Here is a 23837-nt window from a genome sequence, read left to right as displayed (position 1 = left end):
TAATTTTTATTTTTTGTGTCTTACTAATAAATCCATCAATGTGATAGACGCGTCTTCCATATCGTTTACAATACTATCAATTTTAGCAATGATATAATTATAAAAAATCTGAAGTATAATCGCTACAATAAGACCAAATACTGTTGTTAAAAGTGCTACTTTAATACCACCTGCAACTAATGAAGGTTGCATATCACCAGCAGCTTCAATTTTATCAAAGGCTTGAATCATACCAATTACCGTACCCATGAAACCAAGCATTGGTGCTAAGGCAATAAATAATGAAATCCAAGATACATTCTTCTCTAATTGTCCCATTTGAACTCCACCGTATGCTACTACTGCTTTTTCAGCGGCATCGATATCTTCGTCTGCTCTATCTAAACCTTGATAGAATATTGATGCAACAGGTCCTTTTGTATTTCTACAAACTTCTTTTGCTGCTTCTATACCACCAGAATTTAGTGCATCTTCAACATTTTGAGTTAATTTTTTTGTATTCGTAGTAGACAGATTTAAAAAGATAATTCTCTCGATAGCTATCGCTAATCCTAGAATTAAACAAAGCAATACGATCCCCATAAACCCAGGACCACCTTCAATAAAACGCTTTTTTAAATTTTGATGAAACGTCAAGTCTTCTGCCGCAGCATCATCTTGAGTTATACTAGTTACAGTTGCTGTTGCGCTTGTAAATGCTGTTGTGGCATTAGCGTTAACAGTTCCGATGGCCATTAAACATGTAATGGCAAGGATAGAAAATAATCTTTTCATTGTTCTGAATCTTAATTTTATTAGTTAAAGTGTTAAAGATAAAAAAAAATATGTAACTATAGCATAAAATATCAGCAGAGAGGAAGGGATTCGAACCCTCGATACCCTTTTGGAGTATACACACTTTCCAGGCGTGCGCCTTCGACCACTCGGCCACCTCTCTGTAAATTTAATTTTAAATTACATAGTGCCAAATAACAAAAAAAACTTCAAACCCTAAAATATATATTGTTATTTTTAAGAGATTTCTCCTCTTAGGGAGGTTTCAAAATAAAATTGAAAATCCTTAGGCGCTATTTTTACACCTAATAGGTACATCATTTTTGCAATTGCGGCTTCGGTTGTAATGTCCTTTCCTGATATTACACCTATGGTCTTTAATTGTGAACTTGTTTCATATTGTCCCATATTAACACTTCCGCGTACACATTGGGTTACATTTACAATATATAGACCTCTTTGAATCGCGTTCTTTAATAAATCTATAAACCAAGATTCTGTGGTTGCATTACCTGAACCGTAAGTTTCTATAATTAGTCCTTTTATTAATTTACTAGTCAATATGGCTTCGCATATTGGTCTAGAAATTCCGGGAAATAATTTTAACACACCTATATCAGCATCCATTGATGTTCTCAGCACTAACTTGCTTTTAGGTTTTGGTTTCCATAAATACTCGTGATTTACTTTGAGATGCACACCAGATTCTGCTAAATAAGGATAGTTCAAAGATTCAAATGCTTCAAAATGTTCTGCATTTAATTTTGTCGTTCTGTTTCCACGGTATAATTTATATTCAAAATACAAGCAAACTTCTCTTATTATTGGCAAGCCATCATTATGTAATGACGCCATCTGTATTGATGTGATTAAATTTTCTTTAGCGTCTGTTCTTAAATCACCTATTGGTAATTGAGAACCCGTCAGTATCACTGGTTTTGCTAAGTTCTCTAACATAAAACTGAGTGCAGATGCAGTATAACTCATTGTATCGCTACCATGTAAAACAACGAAACCATCAAATTTAGTGTAATTATCGGCTATGATATTTGCGATATCTGCCCAGTATTTTGGACTCATGTTAGATGAATCTATAGGTTCTAAAAATGATAGCGTTTCTATGGCGCAATCTAATAACCTTAATTCTGGGATTTTATCTAAAAGACTGGTAAAATCAAAAGCCTTTAAAGCTCCTGAGGCCACATCTTTTACCATGCCTATTGTACCTCCTGTATAAACTAATAATATGTTGGGTTGGTTTTTCATTTAAACACTAAATATAGCTTGTGAGTTTTCCGTCGTAATTTTAGCGATATCTTCTTTTGGTATCTGGTAAAGTTCAGATAATTTTTCTAACACTTTATAAATATAAGAGCTTTCATTTCTCTTACCTCTATACGGCTTAGGTGCTAGATATGGTGCATCTGTTTCTAACACTATATGTTTTAAATCAATTTGATTAATAAACTGATCTATTTTACCATTCTTAAAAGTGACAACACCTCCTATACCTAATTTCATATTATAAGATATAGCCTTTTTTGCTTGTTCTAAATTTCCTGTAAAACAATGAAAAATTCCAAAGAGATCATCTGATTGCTCCTGTTCTAACACTTCAAATATTTCATTAAAGGCTTCTCTACAGTGAATGACTATTGGTAATTTATACTGTTTTGCTAATTTAATTTGATGCTTAAACGCCTCTACCTGAATCCCTAACGTAGATGTATCCCAGTATAAATCAATACCAATTTCACCTACAGCATAGAACGTCTTATTTTTCAATTGCTCCTCTACGTGTAAAAGCTCTTCTTTATAGTTTTCTTTTACAGATGTAGGATGCAAACCCATCATTAAAAACATATGTTCAGGAAAATCTTTTTGAAGCTGAAACATTGCATTGGTATAACTTGAATCTATAGCAGGCACAAAAAAACGAGTTACACCCAAGTCTATTGCTCTTTTTACCATTGCCGAGCGATCATCATCAAAAGCATCACTATATAAATGTGTATGTGTATCAGTAATTATCATTTTGCAAAAATAGTCATACCAAATTAAACATACATTCTTCGAAATAGATATTATATTTACAAAAATTAAAACATGGATTCGCTAAAAGACTTCTTATTAAAAAAGGGGTATTCTAAGATTAAACTAAAATTTACGAAAACCAATCATTTTGAAATTAAGGTTTCTATAAATGGAATTAAAGGGCAGTTTATTTTAGACACTGGAGCGTCTAATAGCTGTGTCGGTTTTGAAGCCATTGAGCGCTTTAACCTCAAAGTTAAGGCGTCTGATATAAAAGCGGTTGGCGCAGGTGCTTCAGACATGTTTACTCAAATCTCTACATCGAATACGATTCAAGTCGGAAAATGGAAGAAAAACCGTGTTGCTTTGATCTTATTTAATCTATCTCATGTAAACACTGGGTTAATTAACCATAATGCAGAACCAGTAGATGGTATTATTGGTGCGGACATATTAAAAAAAGGAAAGGCCATCATTGACTATGAGAAAAAACAACTCTATTTGAAGTTATAATAAAATATTATTGCTATATTTAATACTCCATTAGTCTTAGAATTCTTAGCAAAATGAACCCAACCATCATCATTGCAGACGATCATCCTCTAGTTCTTAAAGGTCTTCATGATTTTTTAGTTGAAAAAGAGTTTAATGTCATAGCGAGTGCAAAAAACGGCAAAGAAGCTTTAGCATTAATAAAAGCACACGCTCCTGATATTGCAATTTTAGATATTAAAATGCCATTTTTTACTGGTCTACAAATCGCTAAACAATGTAGAGAAAACAACCTCAGCACAAAAATCATTTTAATGACGCTTGAAAAGGATGAAAAAATTTACAATGAAGCAAAAGCACTACACATTTACGGTTATGTTTTAAAGGAGTTTGCTTTAGAGGAGATTGAAAATTGTATTTCTTCTGTCATAAATAATAAAGCATATTTTAGTCCAGAATTATTAACCTACATAGAGTTTAGTGTAGTACCTGCCAAAATAAAAACATTAACGGAAGCAGAAACGAAGATCCTTAAACTTGTAGGAGAACATAAAACTGCCACAGAAATCGCAAAAGAACTATTTATTTCATCAAGAACCGTAGAAAAACATAAAAGTCATATAAGAAGCAAACTTTCACTAGACTCAAAATCAGCAAGTTTGTATTTATTTGCAAAAGAAAACATGGAACATCTCTAAATATACGTAGTTCTACGTATAGCATTGTATTATATTATTTATGACCTTTACGACAGTGATACGATTGGCAACAATTATAATCATTGTTATTAATTAAGGGTTAATAACGAGCTATTAGTTAGTTCTTAGGGGATTACCAAAGCCTCGAACTTATGTTCGAGGCTTTTACTTTTAAAAATTTCAAAATTTACGTAGTTCTACGTATGGTATTGCATCATAAATATGTGCAACTTTACATCAGCTATTAATAAATACCTCAGATACAAATCTTTAAGACGGTTTAGCAATTAAATTTTTAGAGATTTTATAAATTTAGAAGACTATGGAAATAATGAAAAATGAAACATCTAAACGGGATAAATTATTTATTCTACTATTAATTATTAGTTCTATAATCGTTATATCAGCCAATGTTGCTGTTAATTTCTTTAGTTAATTTTAGTTAGTTCTTGTTAGTTAGGAACAAAAAAAGCGCAGCTTTTATTAAGCTACGCTTTTTTTATCTATTACTAATTGTAAATAAAATTACAATTCTAAGGCTTTCTTTACATTATTATCCATTAATAATTCTTCAGGGTTTTCTAATGCTTCTTTAACAGCCACTAAGAAACCAACAGATTCTTTACCATCAATTATTCTATGGTCATAAGAAAGTGCAACATACATCATCGGGTGAATTTCTACATTGCCATCTACAGCGATAGGACGTTGAATAATATTATGCATTCCTAAAATTCCACTTTGTGGAGGATTAATGATTGGTGTAGACAACATACTTCCAAAAACACCACCATTTGTTATGGTAAATGTTCCTCCTGTCATTTCATCTACTGTAATTTGACCATCTCTAGCTCTTAAGGCTAATCTTTTTACTTCAGACTCAATTCCTCTAAATGATAAATTTTCTGCATTGCGTATCACTGGCACCATTAATCCTTTAGGTCCAGAAACAGCGATACTAATATCTACAAAATCATAGGTTAGCATCTCCTTACCATCTATCATAGAATTTACTGCAGGATACATTTTTAATGCTCTTACTACTGCTAAAGAGAAAAAACTCATAAAGCCAAGACTAACACCGTGTTTTGCTTTAAAATCTTCTTTATAGACTTTACGCAAATTAAATATAGGTGTCATATTAACCTCATTAAATGTGGTTAACATTGCTGTTGTATTTTTTGCTTCAACTAAACGCTCAGCTACTTTACGACGTAGCATAGACATTTTAGTTCGTGAAGTTCCTCTATTACCGCCTGTAGGCGTTCCCATTGAAGGTACAGCATTTACGGCATCGTCCTTAGTGATTCTACCATCTTTCCCTGTTCCAGAAACAGCGCTAGCATCTATGCCTTTCTCGGCCAATACCTTCTTTGCAGCCGGACTCGCCGTACCAGTGGCATACGTCTTTGATGTTGTAACCTCAGTTTTAGGTGCTTCTTTTTTAGGAGCCTCCTCTTTTTTGGTGTCTGTTGCTGCTGCTTCACCTCCTTCTGGTTTTGCTGCACTTGTATCAATTAAACACACTACTGCACCTACTACAACAGCATCTCCTTCTTCGTATCTATTACCATCACTATCGGCTAAAGTAATAATTCCACTAGCTTCCGCTGGCAATTCTAAAGTTGCTTTATCACTATCTACTTCTGCAATAGCTTGGTCTTTTTCTACATAATCACCATCTTCTACTAACCATTCTGCAATTTCTACCTCAGTAATCGATTCGCCTGGTGAAGGCACTTTCATTTCTAAAATCATGCTTTGTTGTTTTATTAAGCTCTAATTTGAGTTGTTTATTTATTATCTCTGGTTGTTTTTGGTTTTATCAAAAACGTAATCTATAACTTCTTTATGTCTTATTTTAGAACGCGTAGAACTACCTGCTGCTGGTGCGCCATAAGGTCTTCTACTCGCAGCTCTAAATTGTTTTGCTTCTTCTAAATGCATTAATATATGACTATAAGCTCCCATATTACGTGGTTCTTCTTGAGCCCATACAATATCTTTTGCATTGGTATATTTAGATAATATTGCTCTAATCTCTTTTACAGGTAACGGGAATAATTGTTCTATTCGTACCAAAGCAACATCGTTTCTTCCTAATTGCTCTTGCTCTTCTAATAAATCGTAATAAAATTTACCTGTTACAAACACCAATGTTTTTACTTGTTCTGCTTTTGCAGTAGCGTCATCAATTAGCATTTGGAAACTTCCATTAACAAATTCATCTACTGTTGAGACCACTTTAGGGTGACGCAATAAACTCTTTGGTGTAAAAACAATTAATGGTTTTCTATAGTTAGCCTTCATTTGTTTACGTAACAAATGAAACATATTAGCAGGTGTAGTACAATCTGCAACAAACATATTGTCCTTTGCACACATTTGTAAGTAGCGCTCCATACGACCAGAAGAATGTTCCGCACCTTGGCCTTCATAACCATGAGGTAATAACATAACCAGTCCATTTTGAGTCTTCCACTTATCTTCTCCAGAAGAGATGTATTGGTCTAACATAATTTGAGCGCCATTACTAAAATCTCCAAATTGTGCTTCCCAAATCGTTAAGGTATTTGGACTCGCCATAGCATAGCCATAATCAAATCCTACAACACCATATTCTGATAATAGTGAATTATAGATATCAAATTGTCCTTGATTCTCTGATACATTTTTAAGTAATATTATTTCCTCTTCACTATCCTCTACTTTAACTACAGCATGACGATGAGAAAATGTTCCTCGTTCTACATCTTGCCCAGAAATTCTAACATTAAAACCTTCAGATAATAATGATCCATATGCTAAATGCTCTGCCATTGCCCAGTCTAATCTGTTTTCATCAAACATGGTTTGACGAGATTCTATTAAACGCTGAATTTTACGAATAAATTTCTTGTCTTCAGGAAGTTTAGAAATAACTTTTGTAATAGCTGTTAATACCGCTTTAGTCACAGTTGTATCAACCTGCTCCATCATTGTGCTCTCCGTAACTCTTGTAAAACCTTTCCACTCTTCTTGCATAAAAGCAGTTATTTCGGTTTTATCTTCTTTACGAGAATCTTCTAGTTTTTCTTCTAAAGACTCTTTATATCTTTTTTCGATATGTTTTACATAGCCATCAGTTATGACACCCTCGTCTAATAAACGTTGCGCATAAATATCTCTTGGATTTTTATGTTTAGCTATCGCTTTATATAATAATGGTTGTGTAAATTTAGGTTCATCACCTTCGTTATGTCCATATTTTCTATAGCCTAATAAGTCAATAAAAACATCACGTTTAAATTTCATTCTAAAATGAAGTGCAAACAGAGCCGCATGCACTACAGCTTCAGCATCATCAGAATTTACATGCAATACAGGCGATAAAGTTACTTTGGCAACATCTGTACAATATGTACTAGAACGTGCATCTAAATAATTGGTTGTAAAGCCTATTTGATTATTTACTACAATATGAATGGTACCATTTGTTTTGTAGCCATCTAATTTTGCCATCTGAACTACCTCATATACCAAGCCCTGACCTGCAATAGCAGCATCACCATGCACTACTATTGGCAGTACTTGTGAAGCATCTGTAATACCATCTTTATCTTGCTTAGCTCTTGTAATTCCTTGTACAACTGCACCTACGGTTTCTAAATGCGAAGGATTTGGTGCAATATTTAAATTAATCTTTTTGTTGTTATAAGTTTCGCGATTACTCGTCCAGCCTAAGTGATATTTCACATCACCATCAAACACTTTCTCTTCGTAATCTTTACCATCAAACTCGCTAAAAATATCTTTTGCAGATTTACCAAAGATATTGGTTAAGGTACTTAGTCGTCCTCTATGCGCCATTCCCATCACAAATTCTTTTACACCTTCGTCAGCTGCTTTTTCAATGATAGCATCAACGGCAGGTATTAAAGACTCATTCCCTTCTAATGAAAAACGCTTTTGACCAACATATTTGGTATGCAAAAACGATTCAAACGAAACCGCTTGATTTAATTTTTTTAGAATATATTTTTTCTCATCAGATGTGAATATGGTATGGTTGTCGTTAATATTCAACTTATCTTGTATCCATTGAATCTCTTCCGGCTTTCTAATGTACATATATTCAACACCAATAGAATCACAATAAATGCTCTCGAGATGATCTATAATACTTTGAAGTGGAGCTGTACCAATGCCCAAAATTTCACCAGCAGAAAAAGACGTATTTAAGTCCTTTTTGCTTAGACCAAAATTCTCTATTTCTAATGTAGGCGCATACTTACGTCTAGCACGTACTGGGTTTGTTTTAGTAAACAAATGCCCTCGACTTCTATAACCATCTATAAGTTTTAAAACCTGAAATTCTTTTTGAAGCTGTTCTGGTATTTGTGTTGAAACACCTTCAACAATTTCACCATCTAGTCCATAGTTTTCTGCACCAAAATCATAGCCTTGAAAAAATGCTCGCCAACTAGGCTCCACGGCATCTGGATTTTTTAAATATTGATCGTATAAATCAGCAAAATATGCTGTATGTGCTGCGTTGAGAAAGGAATATTTATCCATTATACTTTTTGAGACGTTGTCGTTTCCACATGTTTTAGTCAAAAATACAACTTTTAGTAAATATAGTTAAGTATTTATTATATTTATAACAAAAAAAAGGAACTATTATGACTATCACAAATTTGTCGCTTTTATATAGCATAAAAATTAAAATTTTTACCATATTCTTAAGTTTCTTCACCTTTTGCGTAATCGCTCAATCAGATACTTCGACGAACAATTTTTGGAACAACGTAGAGTTTGGTGGTGGTTTTGGCTTAAATTTTGGCGACGGTTATTTTAGTACTGCCATTTCTCCAAATGCACTATATAGATTTAGTCCTTATATCGCTACTGGTGTTGGTCTAAATTTTTCTTATAGTCAACAAAAAGATTTTTTTAAATCTACGGTTTTGGGTGCCAGCGTAATTGGTTTATTTAATCCTTATGAAGTAGTACAAATTTCAACAGAATTTGAACAGTTACATGTGCGTAGAAATTTTAACCAAAATTTTGTTTCTAATCCAGATGATGACTACTGGTATCCTGCATTATTTATAGGCTTAGGCTACTCTAGCAACAACGTAACAATTGGTTTGAGATATGATGTGCTTTACGATAAAGACAAGAGTATTTATTCTGAAGCTTGGATGCCTTTTGTTCGGTTTTATTTCTAAGAATACTGCGCCTTAAACCAAACTTTTTGCCATTCTCTTTGTAGCAACAAAAAGGTGACGTCTTCAGACAATTTTAAGGCATCACTTCCTTCTAATGATTTTATTTTAATTTCAGAAACATCTACGATATAAAGCAAATTTAAGTAGTCTGAAAATTTAGAATTTATAAGATTAAAAACGGTTTCTTGCAAAACAAATTTTAAGCTTGTTGGAAGGGTTTCTTTATCAAATTCTAAATCAATATTAGCGTATAATAAATCTTTATTAAGCTGCTGTATTAATTTCTTATACAGGTTTAAGGTTTCGGCTTCAGAAACTAAGTCTTCAAAACTAACAGGTAAATTCATTAAACACGTCTCGTCATTAGCTGCTCGCCAAACACTATAAGTAGTTGTTTTTTGTCTTCTGGTATGTTTAATTTATCTAAAACGTTAAAGGCTCTATTTGTATAATCTTTTACAGCATGTTGGGTTGCTTCAGCTGCACCAGAACTGGTAAATAGCACTTTTACTTTTTCAACTTTATCTTCATTTGACAAAGCTGTATTCGCCATAATAGCTTTTAAACTCTCTTGAATATCATGAGATCCTAGCTCTAAAGTTTTTAAATAAAGATAGGTTTTTTTGTTTTCAATAATATCACCACCAACTTGTTTTCCGAAAGTTTCAGGATTCCCAAACGCATCTAAGTAATCATCTTGTAATTGAAATGCAATCCCTAACAAACGTCCAAATTCATAAATAGCGTTTTGGAATTCAATGGATGCCTTAGCAACAATGGCTCCCATTTTCATGGCTGCACCTACTAAAACCGCAGTTTTGTATTCTATCATTTTTAAATACTCTACAATAGTAACGTCATTTCTGGTTTCAAAATCAATATCATATTGCTGACCTTCACAAACTTCTAAAGCCGTTTTACTAAATAGCTTAGCTAATGCCTGAAATGTTTGAGCTTCATATTTCTCAAAAAGTTGATACGCCATAATTAGCATAGCATCACCAGAGAGAATCCCAGTATTTAAATTCCATTTTTCGTGTACCGTTTTTTTACCTCTACGCAATGGTGCGTCATCCATAATATCATCGTGGACCAAAGAGAAATTATGAAACACTTCTATAGACAATGCGGCATCCATTGCTACTTGTGCATTACCACCAAAAACCTCAGCCGTCATCAACGTTAATACTGGTCGTAATCGCTTTCCTCCTAATTGTAGGATATAATTAATAGGATTATATAAATTCTGTGGCTCCTTCTCTACTGCAAATCCTTCTAAATATTTTAGAAATGACTTTTGATATTGTTCAATATGTTGCATAAAGCAAAAATAATGTTTTAAACATATTTTAAACTAATGTTAGCAATGTTAAAAAATAATTAAAACTTTGGAAACTTTTTTTGTTTTTAAAGTTTCCTGCCGTAGATTTGCACCTCAATAATAGATTTTATGTCGTTGTGAATCACTAATATGAAAGAAAAAATAATTCTAAAATCATCTGACATGTTCTTAAACCTAGGGTTTAAGAGTGTCACTATGGATGATATTGCTAATGAAATGGGTATTTCTAAAAAAACGATTTATCAGCATTTTCAAAATAAAACAAAATTAGTAGAAGCGACAGCTACGCAGGTTTTTGAAAACATTGCTTGCGGTATAGATGATATCTGCGCTTTAAATAAAAACCCAATTGAAGAGGTTTATGAAATTAAAAGATTTGTAATGCATCATTTAAAGGACGAGAAATCTTCGCCTCAATATCAACTACAAAAATATTATCCTAAAATTTATGCGACATTAAAACGCAAACAATTTGACAAAATGCTCAGTTGTGTGACTCAAAATTTAAAAAGAGGTATCGCTCAAAACCTTTACAGAGATTCTATAGCGGTAGATTTTGTAGCGCGACTATATTTTAACAATATGGTTTGTCTAAAAGATCAAAGCATTTTTCCACCTCAAAAGTTTTCAATGCTCATGCTTATGAATAATTACTTAGAATACCACTTAAGAGGTATTTGCTCTAATAAAGGACTAGAAACACTAAATCAATATAACACCAATCAAATTTAAACAATGAAAAAAACACTAATAATAGTCGTAGGTTTCATTATTTTCCAAGTAGGTTATTCGCAAGATCAACCTCAAAATCTTTCGCTTCAAGAAGCCATAGATTTTGCTTTAGAAAATAATAGATCTGCCATTAATGCTGCTCGTGATATTGACGTCGCAGAGCAACAAAAAAAGGAAACTACAGCTACGGGTTTACCTCAAATAAATGCAAGTATAGATTATCAAAACAATTTAAAACAGCAAGTATCCTTATTGCCTGCATCTGCCTTTGATCCATTGAGCGGTATTAGACAATTAGAAGAATACTATGATCTTGAAGATCTAGAGATACAAGCGCTTCCTGATCCACCAGAAGGTTTTTTACCTATTACATTCGGTACAAAACATAGTGTAACTGCTTTTGCTACATTGAGCCAAAAAATATTTGATGGTTCTTATCTGGTAGGTTTACAATCGGCTAAAGTCTATTTAGAAATATCAGAGAATGCCAAGATTAAAACCGATTTAGAAGTGAGAAAAGCGGTCATTGAAGCGTACGGAAATGTGCTATTAGCAGAAGAGAGCATTCAAATTCTTGAACGTAATATAGATGTACTTGAAAAGAACCTGTTTGAAACACAAAAAATATATGAAAACGGATTAGGTGAAGAAGAAAGTGTAGAACAACTTCAAATCACATTATCTGGTGTAAAAAGCAATCTAAATAATGTTGAAAGGTTAAAAACCTTAGCCTACCAAATGCTAAACATAACATTAGGGTTAGACATTTATAATGCTCTAGTTTTAACGGATAATCTCGAGACATTAACGGATCAAAATATTTCACTGTCCATTTTAGAAATGGAAAACAATCCAAAAAGTACTATAGATTATTTAATTGCTGAAAATGACAAAACATCTAAAGAACTTTTATTAAAACTAGAAAAAAGCAAAGCTTTACCAACGCTTAATGCCTTTATTAACGGTGGCTATTCTGGTTATGGTGATGAGTTTAATTTTACAAAGAAAAGCCAAGATTGGTTTGGGTCCTCATTATTAGGTGTAAGCTTAGACATTCCAATTTTTAGTTCGGGCATGCGAAATGCATCTACGCAACGTGCAAAAATAAATCTTGAAAAAGCAGAAACGGAATTAACAGAAACAGAACAGCGCATTAAACTTCAAATTGCCTCTGCCAAAAGTGATTATCAATTTGCTATAGAAGATTATGAAAACAAAAAGCAAAACTTAAATCTTGCAGAACGCATTGAAACTAAAAATCAAACCAAGTTTTTTGAAGGTATAGGGTCTAGTTTTGAACTGCGCCAAGCCCAAACACAACTATACACAGCACAACAAGAAATGCTACAAGCCATGCTAGATGTTATAAATACCAAAGCAACTTTAGAAACAGCATTAAATACCACAATACTAAATTAATCAATCATGAAAAACATATATTCACTTTTAATAATAACCTTACTTCTTGTCTCTTGTGGAGGTGAAAAGAAAAACTCTACAGAAAACGTATTAGAAAGTAATAGTTTAGAAGCCATTCGAAAAAAACGAGGCGAATTAGTCAATGAACAACAATCTATACAAGAGCAAATTAAATTATTGGATTCTAAAATTAAGAGTTTAGATACCACTCAAAATGTACCATTAATAACAACCTTTACAGCGAAAGCCGAAAAATTTGAGCACCACTTAGATCTTCAAGGAAACGTTACAACCAAAAATCTATTAACAATAACACCAGAGTACAATGGTATTTTAACACGTGTTTATGTAAAAGAAGGTCAACGTGTTAGAAAAGGACAAGTACTGGCAAAAATTGATGATGGTGGCTTAAGCCAACAGGTTGCGCAATTGAAGATTCAATCGGAATTAGCTAAAACAACCTACGAGCGCCAAAAACGTCTTTGGGACCAAAATATAGGAAGTGAAATTCAATATTTACAAGCTAAGTCTACCTACGAGTCACAAGAAAAGGCGATAAATCAAATGCAACAACAAATTGCAAAAACTACCGTAAAAGCTCCATTTTCTGGTACCATTGATGACGTTATCACAGAGCAAGGAAGTGTTGTAGCTGCTGGTCAATCTCCATTGATGCGTATTGTAAACTTAGACCAGATGTACATTGAGGTTGAAGTACCAGAAAGCTATATTACTAATGTTGTAAAAGGTAAAAAAGTAGACGTAGAAATCCCTGTATTAGGTAAAACAATCGCTACAGAAATTCGTCAAGCAAGTGATTTTATTAATCCTGCAAACAGAACATTTAAAGCAGAAATTGAAGTCCCTAATAAAGACAAAGACATTAAACCTAACCTTACAGCACGTTTAAAAATAAATGATTACACTAGCGAAAATGCTATTTTAATTCCGCAAAGTGTTATTTCAGAAAATGCAGATGGTGAACAATATGTTTACGTTGTAACTGACAAAAACAATAAAGGAATTGGTACTGCAAAGCGTATCATTATTGAAACAGGAAAAACACAAGGAGATGTTATTGAGGTTCTAAAAAACCTTGAAACAGGTGCTGAAATTGTAAAAGAAGGTGCTCGTAGTGTAAAAGACGGACAATCAGTAGAAGTAATAAGCTATAAAGAAGAAGGTAATGAGTAATAGCAACAAAAAAAATACAGAAAAAGAATTTGGAATGTCCACGTGGGCAATTAATAATAAAACCACGATGTATGTTCTTATTGCTGTCTTTTTCTATTTAGGAATCTCTGCTTTTTTTAGTATGCCTAGAGAAAATTTCCCTGAGGTAAACGAGACAAAAATATATGTAAGTACAGTTTATCCTGGAAACACTGCAGAGGATATAGAAAAGTTAATTATTGACCCTTTAGAAGATAAACTCAAAACGGTTAGTAACGTCGTAGAAACAACCTCAACTTCTCAAGAAGATTACGGAATGCTCATTGTAGAGTTCGATGAAGGTATTACAGTAGAAGCGGCTTTACAAAAGGTTAAAGACGAAATTGACGGAGAAACTTCAAGTGAAGATTGGCCCACTTTTAATGGTGCAAAAGTAGAGCCAGATGTTTTTGAATTAAGTCTATCTGAAGAAATGCCAATTTTAAATATTAATATTTCTGGAGATTATCCTATTGAAAAACTAAAAGATTTTGCCGAGTATCTTCAAGATGAAATAGAAAATCTTCAAGAAATAAAAAAGGCAGACATAAGAGGTGCCCAAGAAAAAGAAGTAGAAGTTGCAGTAGATATTTACAAAATGATGGCTGCAAAAGTCACTTTTAATGATATTCTTGGTGCTATAGGCAATGGCAACATTACGCAGTCTGCCGGAAACCTAAAAAGTAGTGGACAACGTCGTACCATTAGAATCATTGGAGAAATTGAAAAGCCTTCAGAATTAGAAAACTTTGTTGTAAAATCAGAAAATGGAAATGCCATTTACCTAAAAGATGTGGCTACTGTGTCTTTTAAAGAAGAGGACAAAACAACATTTGCTAGAAAATCTGGAAAACCAGTAGTAATGCTCGATGTTACAAAACGAGCAGGAAAAAACATGGTAGCTGCCGCAGAGCAAATTCAAGTGATTGTACAAGAAGCTAAAGAAAATGTATTTCCTCAAGATTTAGAAGTATTAATTACAAACGATCAATCACCAGTAACCATAGGACAGGTTGATGATTTAGTGAACAACATCATTTTTGGTGTTATTCTAGTGGTTACTGTTCTTATGTTCTTTTTAGGATTTAAAAATGCACTTTTCGTAGGGTTTGCTATACCAATGTCTATGTTTATGTCACTAATGATATTAAGCCTTATAGGATACAGCTTAAATACCATGGTACTTTTTGGTCTAATTATGGGTCTTGGTATGTTGGTAGATAACGGTATCGTAGTGGTAGAAAACGTCTATAGATTAATGGAAGAAGAAGGCATGAGTAGAATTGAAGCCGCTAAAAAAGGTATTGGTGAAATTGCTTTTCCTATTATTATTTCTACAGCAACAACGGTTGCCGCCTTTGTTCCTTTAGGGCTTTGGCCTGGAATTATGGGTGAGTTTATGAAGATTTTACCGATTACCTTGTCTATCGTACTTGGCTCTTCACTATTTGTTGCCATATTTTTTAATTCAGTTTTAGTATCGCGATATATGACAACTGAAGATAAAGACATGCCATTAAACCAAATTATAAGAACGACAATTATTGTAGCAGTAATAGGCTTACTAATTTTAGTTTTTGGAGGTCCATATAGAGGCTTAGGTACTATAATGGTCTTTACAGCTATAATGCTTTGGGCATATCGCTTTTTTATTAGAAAATGGGCTAATAACTTTCAGAATAAATCATTGGTAAAATTAGAAAATTGGTATGAAGGCAAATTAAGATGGGCTTTATCTGGATGGAAACCTCAAATATTAACCAGTATTACGGTTTTACTATTATTTGCATCATTCGTTGCCTTTGGAATTTCTGTTGCAACACAACGAACTAAAATTGAATTTTTCCCAGATAACAAACCTAATCAGATTATTGTATATATAGAATATCCTGAAGGTACAGCAATAGAAAAAACGAATGCAATTACTAAGCAAATTGAGAATCGTGTGTATGATGTAATTAACCAAGATTACTATATGGATGGCGACCGAAATTTCTTAGTAGAAAGTGCTGTTTCTCAAGTTGGAGAAGGTGCCGGAAACCCTAACACCGATTCGGGTTCGGCAGCAGAAATGCCACATAAAGCCAAAATTACGGCCTCTATGCGTGAGTATAAATACCGACGAGGTGAAGACAGTGAAATATTACGTCAAAAAGTACAAGCTGCTTTAGTTGGAATTTATCCAGGCGTATTAATTTCTGTAGAAAAAGATGTCAATGGACCTCCTGCTGGTTCTCCAATTAATATAGAAATTGAAGGCGATGATTATGTTGAGCTTATATCTACAGCAGAGCGCATGCGAGAATTTATTAATTCTAAAAATGTGCCTGGTATTGACGAGCTAAAAATTGATGTTAACAAAGACAAGCCAACAATGCTGGTTGAAATTGACAGACAAAAAGCTGGTGAATTAGGTGTTACAGCAAACCAAATTGGTAGCCAACTTAGAAATTCAATATTTGGTTCTAAAGCTGGTATTTATAAAGAAGATGGTGATGACTTTGATATTTATGTACGTTTTAATGAAGAAAACAGATATAATACAAGTGCCTTATTTAATCAAAACATTACGTTTAGAGACAATACAGGTCAGCTTAAAGAAGTGCCTTTATCTGCCGTTGCAAAACAGAAAAATAATTCAGGATTTAATGCTATTAAACACAAAGATGCAAAACGTGTTGTTACAGTTTACTCTGCATTAGCACCTGGATATACAGATGCTGGCGCTATCGTAACACAGATTCAGAATGAAATGAAAAGTTTTGAAGGGCTCTCTGATGACATACATATTGATTATACAGGTCAAATTGAAGAACAAAACAAACAAATGGCGTTTTTAATGGGCGCATTTTTCACTGGTTTGGGTTTAATATTCTTCATTTTAATATTTCAATTTAACTCAGTCTCTAAGCCAACTATTATTATGATCGCTATTTTCTTGAGTTTTATTGGTGTGTTTGGTGGTATTGTTTTATCTGGTAGTGCCTTTGTTATTATGATGACCATGGTTGGTATTATTTCCCTTGCCGGAATTGTAGTAAACAATGGTGTTGTACTTTTAGATTATGCACAACTATTAATTGACAGAAAGAAAAATGCACTCAATTTAGATGAGAGTCAATATTTAGTAAAAGAAGATTTATATGAAAGTATTATAAAAGCAGGTAAAGCCCGTTTAAGACCAGTAATACTTACGGCAATTACAACCATTTTAGGATTAATTCCATTAGCCATTGGTCTTAACATTAACTTCTTTACATTGTTCGCAGATTTTGACCCTAACATATATATGGGAGGTGATAATGTTGTGTTTTGGGGACCTCTTGCTTGGACCGTAATATATGGATTATTGGTGGCCACATTCTTAACCTTAATTGTAGTACCTATTCTATTTTATTTAAGTGTGAGAATAAAAATGTGGATGAATAAATCAAGAATTGCATCGACATATCAAGTGCAACCTCAAGAACCTTTTAATATGGATAACAAAATTGAGGAAAGCACAATTTAAACTTTAACCTTTATTAAAACTTTTATTATAAAGCCTTAACAATTGTTGAGGCTTTTTATTTTATTATCCTTTAAGTTGCTTAAATTTGCCACCGCATTCATTAACGCTTAAGCAATAATGGACAAATTAAAATTTCAATATGTATAGAAGTCACAATTGTGGTGAATTAAGAACATCACACAGCAATACAGAAGTAAAACTATCTGGTTGGGTACAAGGAATAAGAGACAAAGGATTTATGATTTACATCGATCTTAGAGATCGTTACGGTATTACTCAACTTTATTTTGATGAAGAACGCAGTTCAAAAGCATTGATGGCGCAAGCTTCAAAATTAGGGCGCGAATTTGTAATACAAGTTACAGGAACAGTTATTGAGCGTGCTTCCAAAAATCCTAATATTTTAACTGGTGATATAGAAGTTTTAGTTTCAGAATTAACCGTATTAAATGCCTCAATAATTCCACCTTTTACAATTGAAGACAAAACCGATGGTGGCGACGATTTACGTATGAAATATCGTTACTTAGATATTCGTCGTAATCCCGTAAAAGAAAGTTTAATTTTTAGAGCAAAAGTGACTCAAGAAGTTAGAAATTACCTTTCTGGAGATGGATTTATAGAAGTTGAAACACCATATTTAATAAAATCTACACCAGAAGGTGCTCGTGATTTTGTGGTACCATCTCGTATGAACGAAGGCCAATTTTACGCACTTCCACAATCGCCTCAAACGTTCAAACAGTTATTGATGGTTGGTGGCATGGATAAATACTTTCAGATTGTAAAGTGTTTTAGAGATGAAGATTTAAGAGCAGATAGACAACCAGAATTCACACAGATAGATTGTGAAATGGCATTTGTAGAACAAGAAGATATCCTTAATGTATTTGAAGGATTGACGCGTCACTTACTTAAAGAAGTAAATGGTGTTGAAATAGAAAAATTCCCGCGACTACTTTATGACGATGCTATGCGTTTATACGGAAATGACAAACCAGACATTAGATTTGGAATGGAGTTCGCCGAGCTTAACAACGTAACACAACACAAAGATTTCGGTGTTTTTAATAGTGCAGAATTGGTTGTTGGTATTGCAGTACCAGGAGGAAATAGCTATACGAGAAAAGAAATTGACAACTTAATTAAATGGGTAAAACGTCCTCAAGTTGGCGCCTTAGGAATGATATATAGCCGATGCAATGATGACGGCACTTATAAATCTTCAGTAGATAAATTCTACGACCAAGATGATTTAGCTAAATGGGCAGAAGCTACAGGTGCAAAAGCTGGTGATTTAGTTTGCGTACTTTCTGGCGACACTAATAAAGTAAGAGCACAACTCAGTGCATTACGTATGGAATTAGCAGAGCGCTTAGGCTTAAGAGATCCTAAGGTATTTGCACCACTTTGGGTGATTGATTTCCCATTATTAGAGTTAGATGAAGAAACAGGTCATTACCATGCGATGCATCATCCATTTACATCGCCAAAACCAGGACAAATAGAATTATTAGATACCAATCCTGGAGACGTAAAAGCAAACGCCTACGATTTAGTACTAAATGGTAACGAAATTGGAGGTGGTTCTATTCGTATTCACGATAAAGCGACACAGGCTATTATGCTTAAACATTTAGGTTTTTCAGAAGAAGACGCCAGAGCTCAATTTGGATTTTTAATGGATGCCTTTGAATATGGTGCACCACCACATGGCGGTTTAGCATTTGGTTTAGACAGATTGGTAGCCATTCTAGGAGGCCAAGAAACCATTAGAGATTTTATTGCCTTCCCTAAAAATAATTCCGGACGCGACGTGATGATTGATGCACCTGCACCAATAGATGATGAACAGCTTGAAGAATTAAGTTTGAAACTTAATTTAAAATCTTAAACAATTAAAATCCTGCTTTTTGCAGGATTTTTTAGTAGATTTAAGTAATGCCAAAAACAAAACTATATAAACGTTTGTTACTATGGAGATATAAATATATCTCCGAAAAGAACTTTATATTCTTGTTGAGTTTAATCATTGGTCTATTGGCTGGTATTGTATCAGTAACTATTAAAAATATTACTTTTACCATAGAAGCCTTATTAGAAAAAGGTATTTATTTCTCTAACAATCAGTTATATTTTATACTCCCAGTAATTGGCTTATTATTCGTTTATTTATTTGTAAAATATGTGTCTAAAAAACCAAGTAGCCACGCCATTCCATCCATTCTTTTTTCCCTATCAAAGCGTGGTGGTATTATTGAAAAAAAGAATATTTACCTTCCATTAATAACGGCACCATTAACTGTTGGTTTTGGAGGTTCTGTTGGTTTACTCGGTCCTGCAATAGCCTCAGCCGCAGCCATTAGTTCTAACTTAGGTCAATTATTACATATTGATAGAAAAAAAAGAAGTTTACTAATTGCGTGTGCTGCAGCTGGTGCAATTGCTTCTATTTTTAAATCTCCTATTGCGGCTATTATTTTTGCTATTGAAGTTTTTAGTTTAGATCTTACGTTTGCCTCTTTACTCCCACTTTTAATTGCTTCTGTATCTTCCGTTATTACCTCCTACTTTTTTTTAGGAGATAGTGTACTTTTCAACTTTACGGTTTCAGAAAAATTTATGATTAAAGACACTTTATTCTATGTTATATTAGGAATGGGAACTGGTGTTGCCTCAATCTATTTTTCAAAAATCTACTTTGCCATAACTGGTTTTTTTAATCGGTTTAAATCGGCAAGACATAAATTCATCATAGGTGGTTTAGCCATAGGTGTGATGCTCTTTTTTATTCCGCCACTCTATGGTGAAGGGTTTAGTTTTATTAATGATTTAATGTTGGGAAACGACATTAAGGCCTTAGGGAATACACCTTTTGATGCGCATTTAGATAATATATGGATTGTTATTGCCTTACTTTTTGGCATAACCTTGTTTAAGGCCATTGCCATGACCACAACTTTTGCTGCAGGTGGAACAGGCGGAATTATAATTCCAACATTAGTTATGGGCAGTGCTCTAGGAAATGTCGTCGCTAAAGTCATTAACCATTGTGGGTTAAACTTCTCAGTTTCTGAAGCCAATTTTACTCTAATTGGAATGGCAGGTTTAATTGCTGGTGTGCTACATGCGCCATTAACTGCTATTTTCTTAATTGCTGAAATCACTGGAGGCTATGAGTTGTTTGTACCATTAATGATTACTGCATCAATGTCCTTTATAATTAACAAAAACGGACTAGATCATACCATTTACACCAAAGAACTGTTAGAAAAAGGTGCTATTCTAACCCAAGATAAGGACCAAAGTGTTTTAACCTTAATGCAATTAGATACCGTTATAGAACAAGATTTTATTGCCTTAAATCCAGAAATGAGTTTGGGAGAAATGTTAAAAGAAGGTGTGTCTAAATCTAGTCGAAATTTATTTCCTGTTACTGACGCAAAAAACATGTTTGTTGGTATAATTCTGTTAGATGATATTAGATCCGTAATGTTTGACCAATCCTTATACCGATCTACAACTGTGGAAACCTTTATGCATCAGGCACCAGATTATATTATTTATGAAAAAGACTCTATGCAGGAAGTTATGAAGAAATTTCAAGATTCTAGAGCCTGGAATTTACCCGTCATAAAAGACAATAAATACTATGGTTTTGTCTCTAAATCAAAACTATTAACTGCATACCGAAACGAATTAATTAATTTTACATCATAACAACCACTATAGAAAAGTCATTAAACACATACTTATGAAACCCATTAAAATCATCACATGCATTGCACTAATTGCCTCATTTATTAGCATTATTTGTGGCTTAATTCTAGATGTTAATTATGCGCAGAAACTTATTGGCTTCGGTGTTGTTGGCTTGTTTTTTATTGTTTTCCCACTGTTTTCATATTACAGATGGAAAGGAAAAGATGTTAAAGATTATATGCTTACAAAAGAGAATCTTGATAAAATGCGCGATAATCAACATCGATCTTAAAAAAAATTCTAAAAAATTACCATATGTTAATATTTCAAAAATCCTTTTGAATATAGGGCTTAACAAAGCTTTTATAAAAATAACATAACTCATTGACACTCAATATCGAAGCATAAACTCAAAATAAAACGATTTATTAACAATAGCGATTATATTTATAGTATCTTTGCACTTTAATTTTTTATAATATATTATAATGACTGGAACAGTTAAATTTTTTAATGATTCAAAAGGATTTGGATTCATTACCAACGAAGAAACAGGAAAAGACATCTTTGTACACGTATCAAACCTTAATGGCGTAGAATTACGTGAAGGTGACAACGTAGAGTACGATGAAGAAGAAGGAAGAAAAGGAATGGTAGCTGCAAACGTGCAGGTACTATAAGTAATATATCTTACAAGTTTCAACGCTCAACCTATGGTTGGGCGTTTTTTTTTGCTATTTTTTTAGAGCAATATTAGTTCATATTCTCAAATACAATAGGCAAATTAGACTTTGCTATTTTTGCAAGATAATAAGGCTGTGTCATCACACTTGATGCAACACCACTTGGTGCAGTAAGCATTACTTTCACTATTTTAGTCTCCGATGTTGTACTCACAGCAATATTAATTTTATGACCTCCACTTCCTTTTACGCTTTCAAAAATTGTAATCACAGCATATTTTGAAAAATCAATCTTGCTTTCACTAAAACCTGAAGACACTTTATTCACTGAATCCATTTGGTTTAATAATTGCGTCCAATCGTTTTCATTGGTAATAACCAAGTTTTGTTTATCAATACCTTCGGATCCTGAACCATAAAGATTACCCTGAGCAATTAGAGTCGTTTCAACTTTTTTGTTTACCATTTCAGTACTGGTTTTATTGCATTTACATCCATAAGTAACAATTAAGGATAGTAATATTAATGTCTTTATTTTCATGATTAATATATTTTAATTAATTCAAGTTTCGTTTTTCAATAAAAAAGCGTTTCATTAATGATGACGCTTCCTCTTCCATAATTCCGCCGATGACTTCCGTTTTAGGATGCAAAGTTGTGCCCATTGTTTTAAATCCTCTTTGTGTATCTGAAGCTCCAAAAACTATCTTAGATATCTGACTCCAATATAAGGCGCCTGCACACATTTGGCATGGTTCTAAAGTAACATACAGCGTACATTTATTGAGGTATTTTCCACCCAAAAAATTTGCTGCAGATGTTATAGCCTGCATTTCTGCATGTGCTGTAACATCATTTAATAGTTCCGTTAAGTTATGCGTTCTTGCTATGATTCTATTATCTACTACAATTACTGCGCCAACAGGAATTTCCCCTTTTTCAAAAGCCGTCTCAGCTTCCTGAAGCGCTTTTTTCATAAAGTAAGTATCATCAAAAGGATTTATCATAGTTGTAAAAATACAATTTCAAAATTATAATGATTAATCACGGCAAGAAATTTGATGCTATCAAACAAAGCCATCAATTATGAAATCTAACTATTCTATTTCAATCCCAAAACCATGCCATGAAGATTGGGCCAAAATGACACCTCATAAAAAAGGTCGGTTTTGTCAATTGTGTTCAAAAACGGTTATAGATTTTACAACGATGTCTAAAAAACAAGTTGAAGAATATTTAGCGATTCATAGCAAGAATAAAATATGCGGCCGATTTAAAGTTTCTCAACTCGAAGAAATTAGAATTAAAATCCCGCAGCAATTAATTAAACAACAAACTAATTTTAATAAGTTATTCCTTTTAGCATTACTCATTGCCATGGGAACTACCTTGTTTAATTGTTCTGACCAAAACGGAAACACTAAAAGGATTGATGTTGTAGAAGTTGTAGATTCATTAAAAATAAAATCTGAAGACATTGGCAAAATTAAAACAGATACCGCTAAACCCCTTGAAGATCATCTCAAACAAATACCCAATAAACCACATAAAGTACCTGTTCCGATTTTAACAGGAGATGTTGTTATTGATACGATTTTGAAAAACGAACCTATAAAATTAGATAATGTAGAACATTCTGAACAAATCTTAAATGAAGAAATCGTCGTTGGTTTTATGGTTATTAGTCATCCACCAGAATTTAAAGGCATGCCGAAAAACCTTTCAATTTCTGAGAAGAAAACGTACATGACTAATGAAATTAACAAGATTATTTCTGATAATTTTAATAAAGATATAGGTAGATCTCTAAGTTTAAAAGGTAAGCAAAGAATTATGGTACAATTTAAAATCAATGAAGATGGACGCGTTACCAATATAAAAGCAAGAGGTACTCATCCTGAATTAGAAAAAGAGGCAAAACGCGTCATTAATCTTTTACCTCAATTTATTCCAGGTCTACAAAGCGGAAAAAACATTGGTGTGGTTTATTCTTTACCAATCGTATTTATAGTCGAAGACTCATAA

The 23837-nt window shown here is 33.2% G+C and carries 21 protein-coding genes and 1 tRNA gene; 12 read left to right on the top strand and 10 right to left on the bottom strand.

Going from position 1 to position 23837, the window contains the following annotated elements; all coding sequences use genetic code 11:
* Positions 1-6: 6 nt before the first annotated feature.
* The 4 genes from HNV08_RS02580 to HNV08_RS02565 form a co-directional block, all read right to left on the bottom strand.
* Positions 7-774 (bottom strand): MotA/TolQ/ExbB proton channel family protein, encoded by a 768-nt coding sequence (locus tag HNV08_RS02580; protein WP_173279539.1) that lies wholly within the window; start codon positions 772-774, stop codon positions 7-9.
* A 75-nt stretch (positions 775-849) separates the two neighbouring features.
* Positions 850-937: transfer RNA gene (locus HNV08_RS02575), tRNA-Ser, on the bottom strand.
* Between the two features lie 74 nt (positions 938-1011).
* Positions 1012-2040 carry an asparaginase gene (locus HNV08_RS02570; RefSeq protein WP_173279538.1) on the bottom strand — a complete coding sequence of 343 codons (1029 nt, stop codon included), beginning with the start codon at positions 2038-2040 and terminating at the stop codon, positions 1012-1014.
* Positions 2041-2808, bottom strand: coding sequence for a TatD family hydrolase (locus tag HNV08_RS02565; protein WP_173279537.1), 768 nt, complete (start codon positions 2806-2808; stop codon positions 2041-2043). It abuts the gene before it with no gap.
* A gap of 72 nt (positions 2809-2880) precedes the next feature.
* On the opposite strand from HNV08_RS02565, the gene HNV08_RS02560 reads away from it, so the two are divergent.
* Both HNV08_RS02560 and HNV08_RS02555 read left to right on the top strand, forming a co-directional pair.
* The gene (locus HNV08_RS02560) at positions 2881-3321 is read left to right on the top strand and encodes a retropepsin-like aspartic protease family protein (protein ID WP_173279536.1); all 441 of its coding nucleotides are present in this window, start codon (positions 2881-2883) and stop codon (positions 3319-3321) included.
* A gap of 53 nt (positions 3322-3374) precedes the next feature.
* Complete coding sequence (locus HNV08_RS02555) at positions 3375-3998, top strand: response regulator transcription factor (protein WP_173279535.1); 624 nt, start codon at positions 3375-3377, stop codon at positions 3996-3998.
* A 525-nt stretch (positions 3999-4523) separates the two neighbouring features.
* Here HNV08_RS02555 and odhB read toward each other — a convergent pair.
* Both odhB and HNV08_RS02545 read right to left on the bottom strand, forming a co-directional pair.
* Complete coding sequence (odhB, locus tag HNV08_RS02550; RefSeq protein ID WP_173279534.1) at positions 4524-5756, bottom strand: 2-oxoglutarate dehydrogenase complex dihydrolipoyllysine-residue succinyltransferase; 1233 nt, start codon at positions 5754-5756, stop codon at positions 4524-4526.
* A 42-nt stretch (positions 5757-5798) separates the two neighbouring features.
* Positions 5799-8555, bottom strand: a complete 2757-nt coding sequence (locus tag HNV08_RS02545; RefSeq protein ID WP_173279533.1) for a 2-oxoglutarate dehydrogenase E1 component — start codon at positions 8553-8555, stop codon at positions 5799-5801.
* 107 nt (positions 8556-8662) lie between these two features.
* Here HNV08_RS02545 and HNV08_RS02540 point away from each other — a divergent pair, with 107 nt between their 5' ends.
* The gene (locus tag HNV08_RS02540; RefSeq protein WP_173279532.1) at positions 8663-9211 is read left to right on the top strand and encodes an alpha-ketoglutarate decarboxylase; all 549 of its coding nucleotides are present in this window, start codon (positions 8663-8665) and stop codon (positions 9209-9211) included.
* Here the strand turns inward: HNV08_RS02540 and HNV08_RS02535 are convergent.
* Together HNV08_RS02535 and HNV08_RS02530 are read right to left on the bottom strand one after the other, a co-directional pair.
* A complete protein-coding gene (locus HNV08_RS02535) occupies positions 9208-9558 on the bottom strand; it encodes a hypothetical protein (protein WP_173279531.1) in 351 nt (116 codons plus the stop codon). The genes HNV08_RS02540 and HNV08_RS02535 overlap by 4 nt on opposite strands.
* A complete protein-coding gene (locus HNV08_RS02530) occupies positions 9558-10532 on the bottom strand; it encodes a polyprenyl synthetase family protein (RefSeq protein ID WP_173279530.1) in 975 nt (324 codons plus the stop codon). Before HNV08_RS02530 ends, HNV08_RS02535 begins: the two co-directional genes overlap by 1 nt.
* A gap of 150 nt (positions 10533-10682) precedes the next feature.
* On the opposite strand from HNV08_RS02530, the gene HNV08_RS02525 reads away from it, so the two are divergent.
* The 8 genes from HNV08_RS02525 to HNV08_RS02490 all read left to right on the top strand — a co-directional run bounded on the left by HNV08_RS02525 (position 10683) and on the right by HNV08_RS02490 (position 21809).
* Positions 10683-11285, top strand: a complete 603-nt coding sequence (locus tag HNV08_RS02525) for a TetR/AcrR family transcriptional regulator (RefSeq protein ID WP_173279529.1) — start codon at positions 10683-10685, stop codon at positions 11283-11285.
* Positions 11286-11288: 3 nt separating this feature from the next.
* The gene (locus HNV08_RS02520; protein WP_173279528.1) at positions 11289-12704 is read left to right on the top strand and encodes a TolC family protein; all 1416 of its coding nucleotides are present in this window, start codon (positions 11289-11291) and stop codon (positions 12702-12704) included.
* A gap of 6 nt (positions 12705-12710) precedes the next feature.
* Positions 12711-13898 carry an efflux RND transporter periplasmic adaptor subunit gene (locus HNV08_RS02515; protein WP_173279527.1) on the top strand — a complete coding sequence of 396 codons (1188 nt, stop codon included), beginning with the start codon at positions 12711-12713 and terminating at the stop codon, positions 13896-13898.
* A complete protein-coding gene (locus HNV08_RS02510) occupies positions 13891-17427 on the top strand; it encodes an efflux RND transporter permease subunit (protein WP_173279526.1) in 3537 nt (1178 codons plus the stop codon). The genes HNV08_RS02515 and HNV08_RS02510 overlap by 8 nt, the downstream gene beginning before the upstream one ends.
* A gap of 139 nt (positions 17428-17566) precedes the next feature.
* Entirely contained in the window at positions 17567-19321 is a 1755-nt protein-coding gene (gene aspS / locus HNV08_RS02505) for an aspartate--tRNA ligase (RefSeq protein WP_173279525.1), read from the top strand.
* A 47-nt stretch (positions 19322-19368) separates the two neighbouring features.
* Complete coding sequence (locus HNV08_RS02500; RefSeq protein WP_173279524.1) at positions 19369-21147, top strand: chloride channel protein; 1779 nt, start codon at positions 19369-19371, stop codon at positions 21145-21147.
* 34 nt (positions 21148-21181) lie between these two features.
* Positions 21182-21421, top strand: coding sequence for a hypothetical protein (locus HNV08_RS02495; protein ID WP_173279523.1), 240 nt, complete (start codon positions 21182-21184; stop codon positions 21419-21421).
* A gap of 196 nt (positions 21422-21617) precedes the next feature.
* Positions 21618-21809 (top strand): cold-shock protein, encoded by a 192-nt coding sequence (locus tag HNV08_RS02490; protein ID WP_173279522.1) that lies wholly within the window; start codon positions 21618-21620, stop codon positions 21807-21809.
* Positions 21810-21882: 73 nt separating this feature from the next.
* On the opposite strand, the gene HNV08_RS02485 is transcribed toward HNV08_RS02490, so the two are convergent.
* Positions 21883-22353 carry a hypothetical protein gene (locus tag HNV08_RS02485; protein ID WP_173279521.1) on the bottom strand — a complete coding sequence of 157 codons (471 nt, stop codon included), beginning with the start codon at positions 22351-22353 and terminating at the stop codon, positions 21883-21885.
* Between the two features lie 16 nt (positions 22354-22369).
* On the bottom strand, positions 22370-22819 hold the full coding sequence (locus HNV08_RS02480) for a nucleoside deaminase (protein ID WP_173279520.1): 450 nt from the start codon (positions 22817-22819) through the stop codon (positions 22370-22372).
* A 79-nt stretch (positions 22820-22898) separates the two neighbouring features.
* Between HNV08_RS02480 and HNV08_RS02475 the strand changes: the two genes are divergently transcribed.
* On the top strand, positions 22899-23837 hold the full coding sequence (locus HNV08_RS02475) for an energy transducer TonB (protein WP_173279519.1): 939 nt from the start codon (positions 22899-22901) through the stop codon (positions 23835-23837).

The organism is Winogradskyella eckloniae (genome assembly GCF_013249045.1).
Taxonomy (GTDB): Bacteria; Bacteroidota; Bacteroidia; order Flavobacteriales; family Flavobacteriaceae; genus Winogradskyella; species Winogradskyella eckloniae.
Note: the sequence above shows the minus strand (reverse complement) of the source record. Positions and strands in the feature narration are given on the sequence as shown.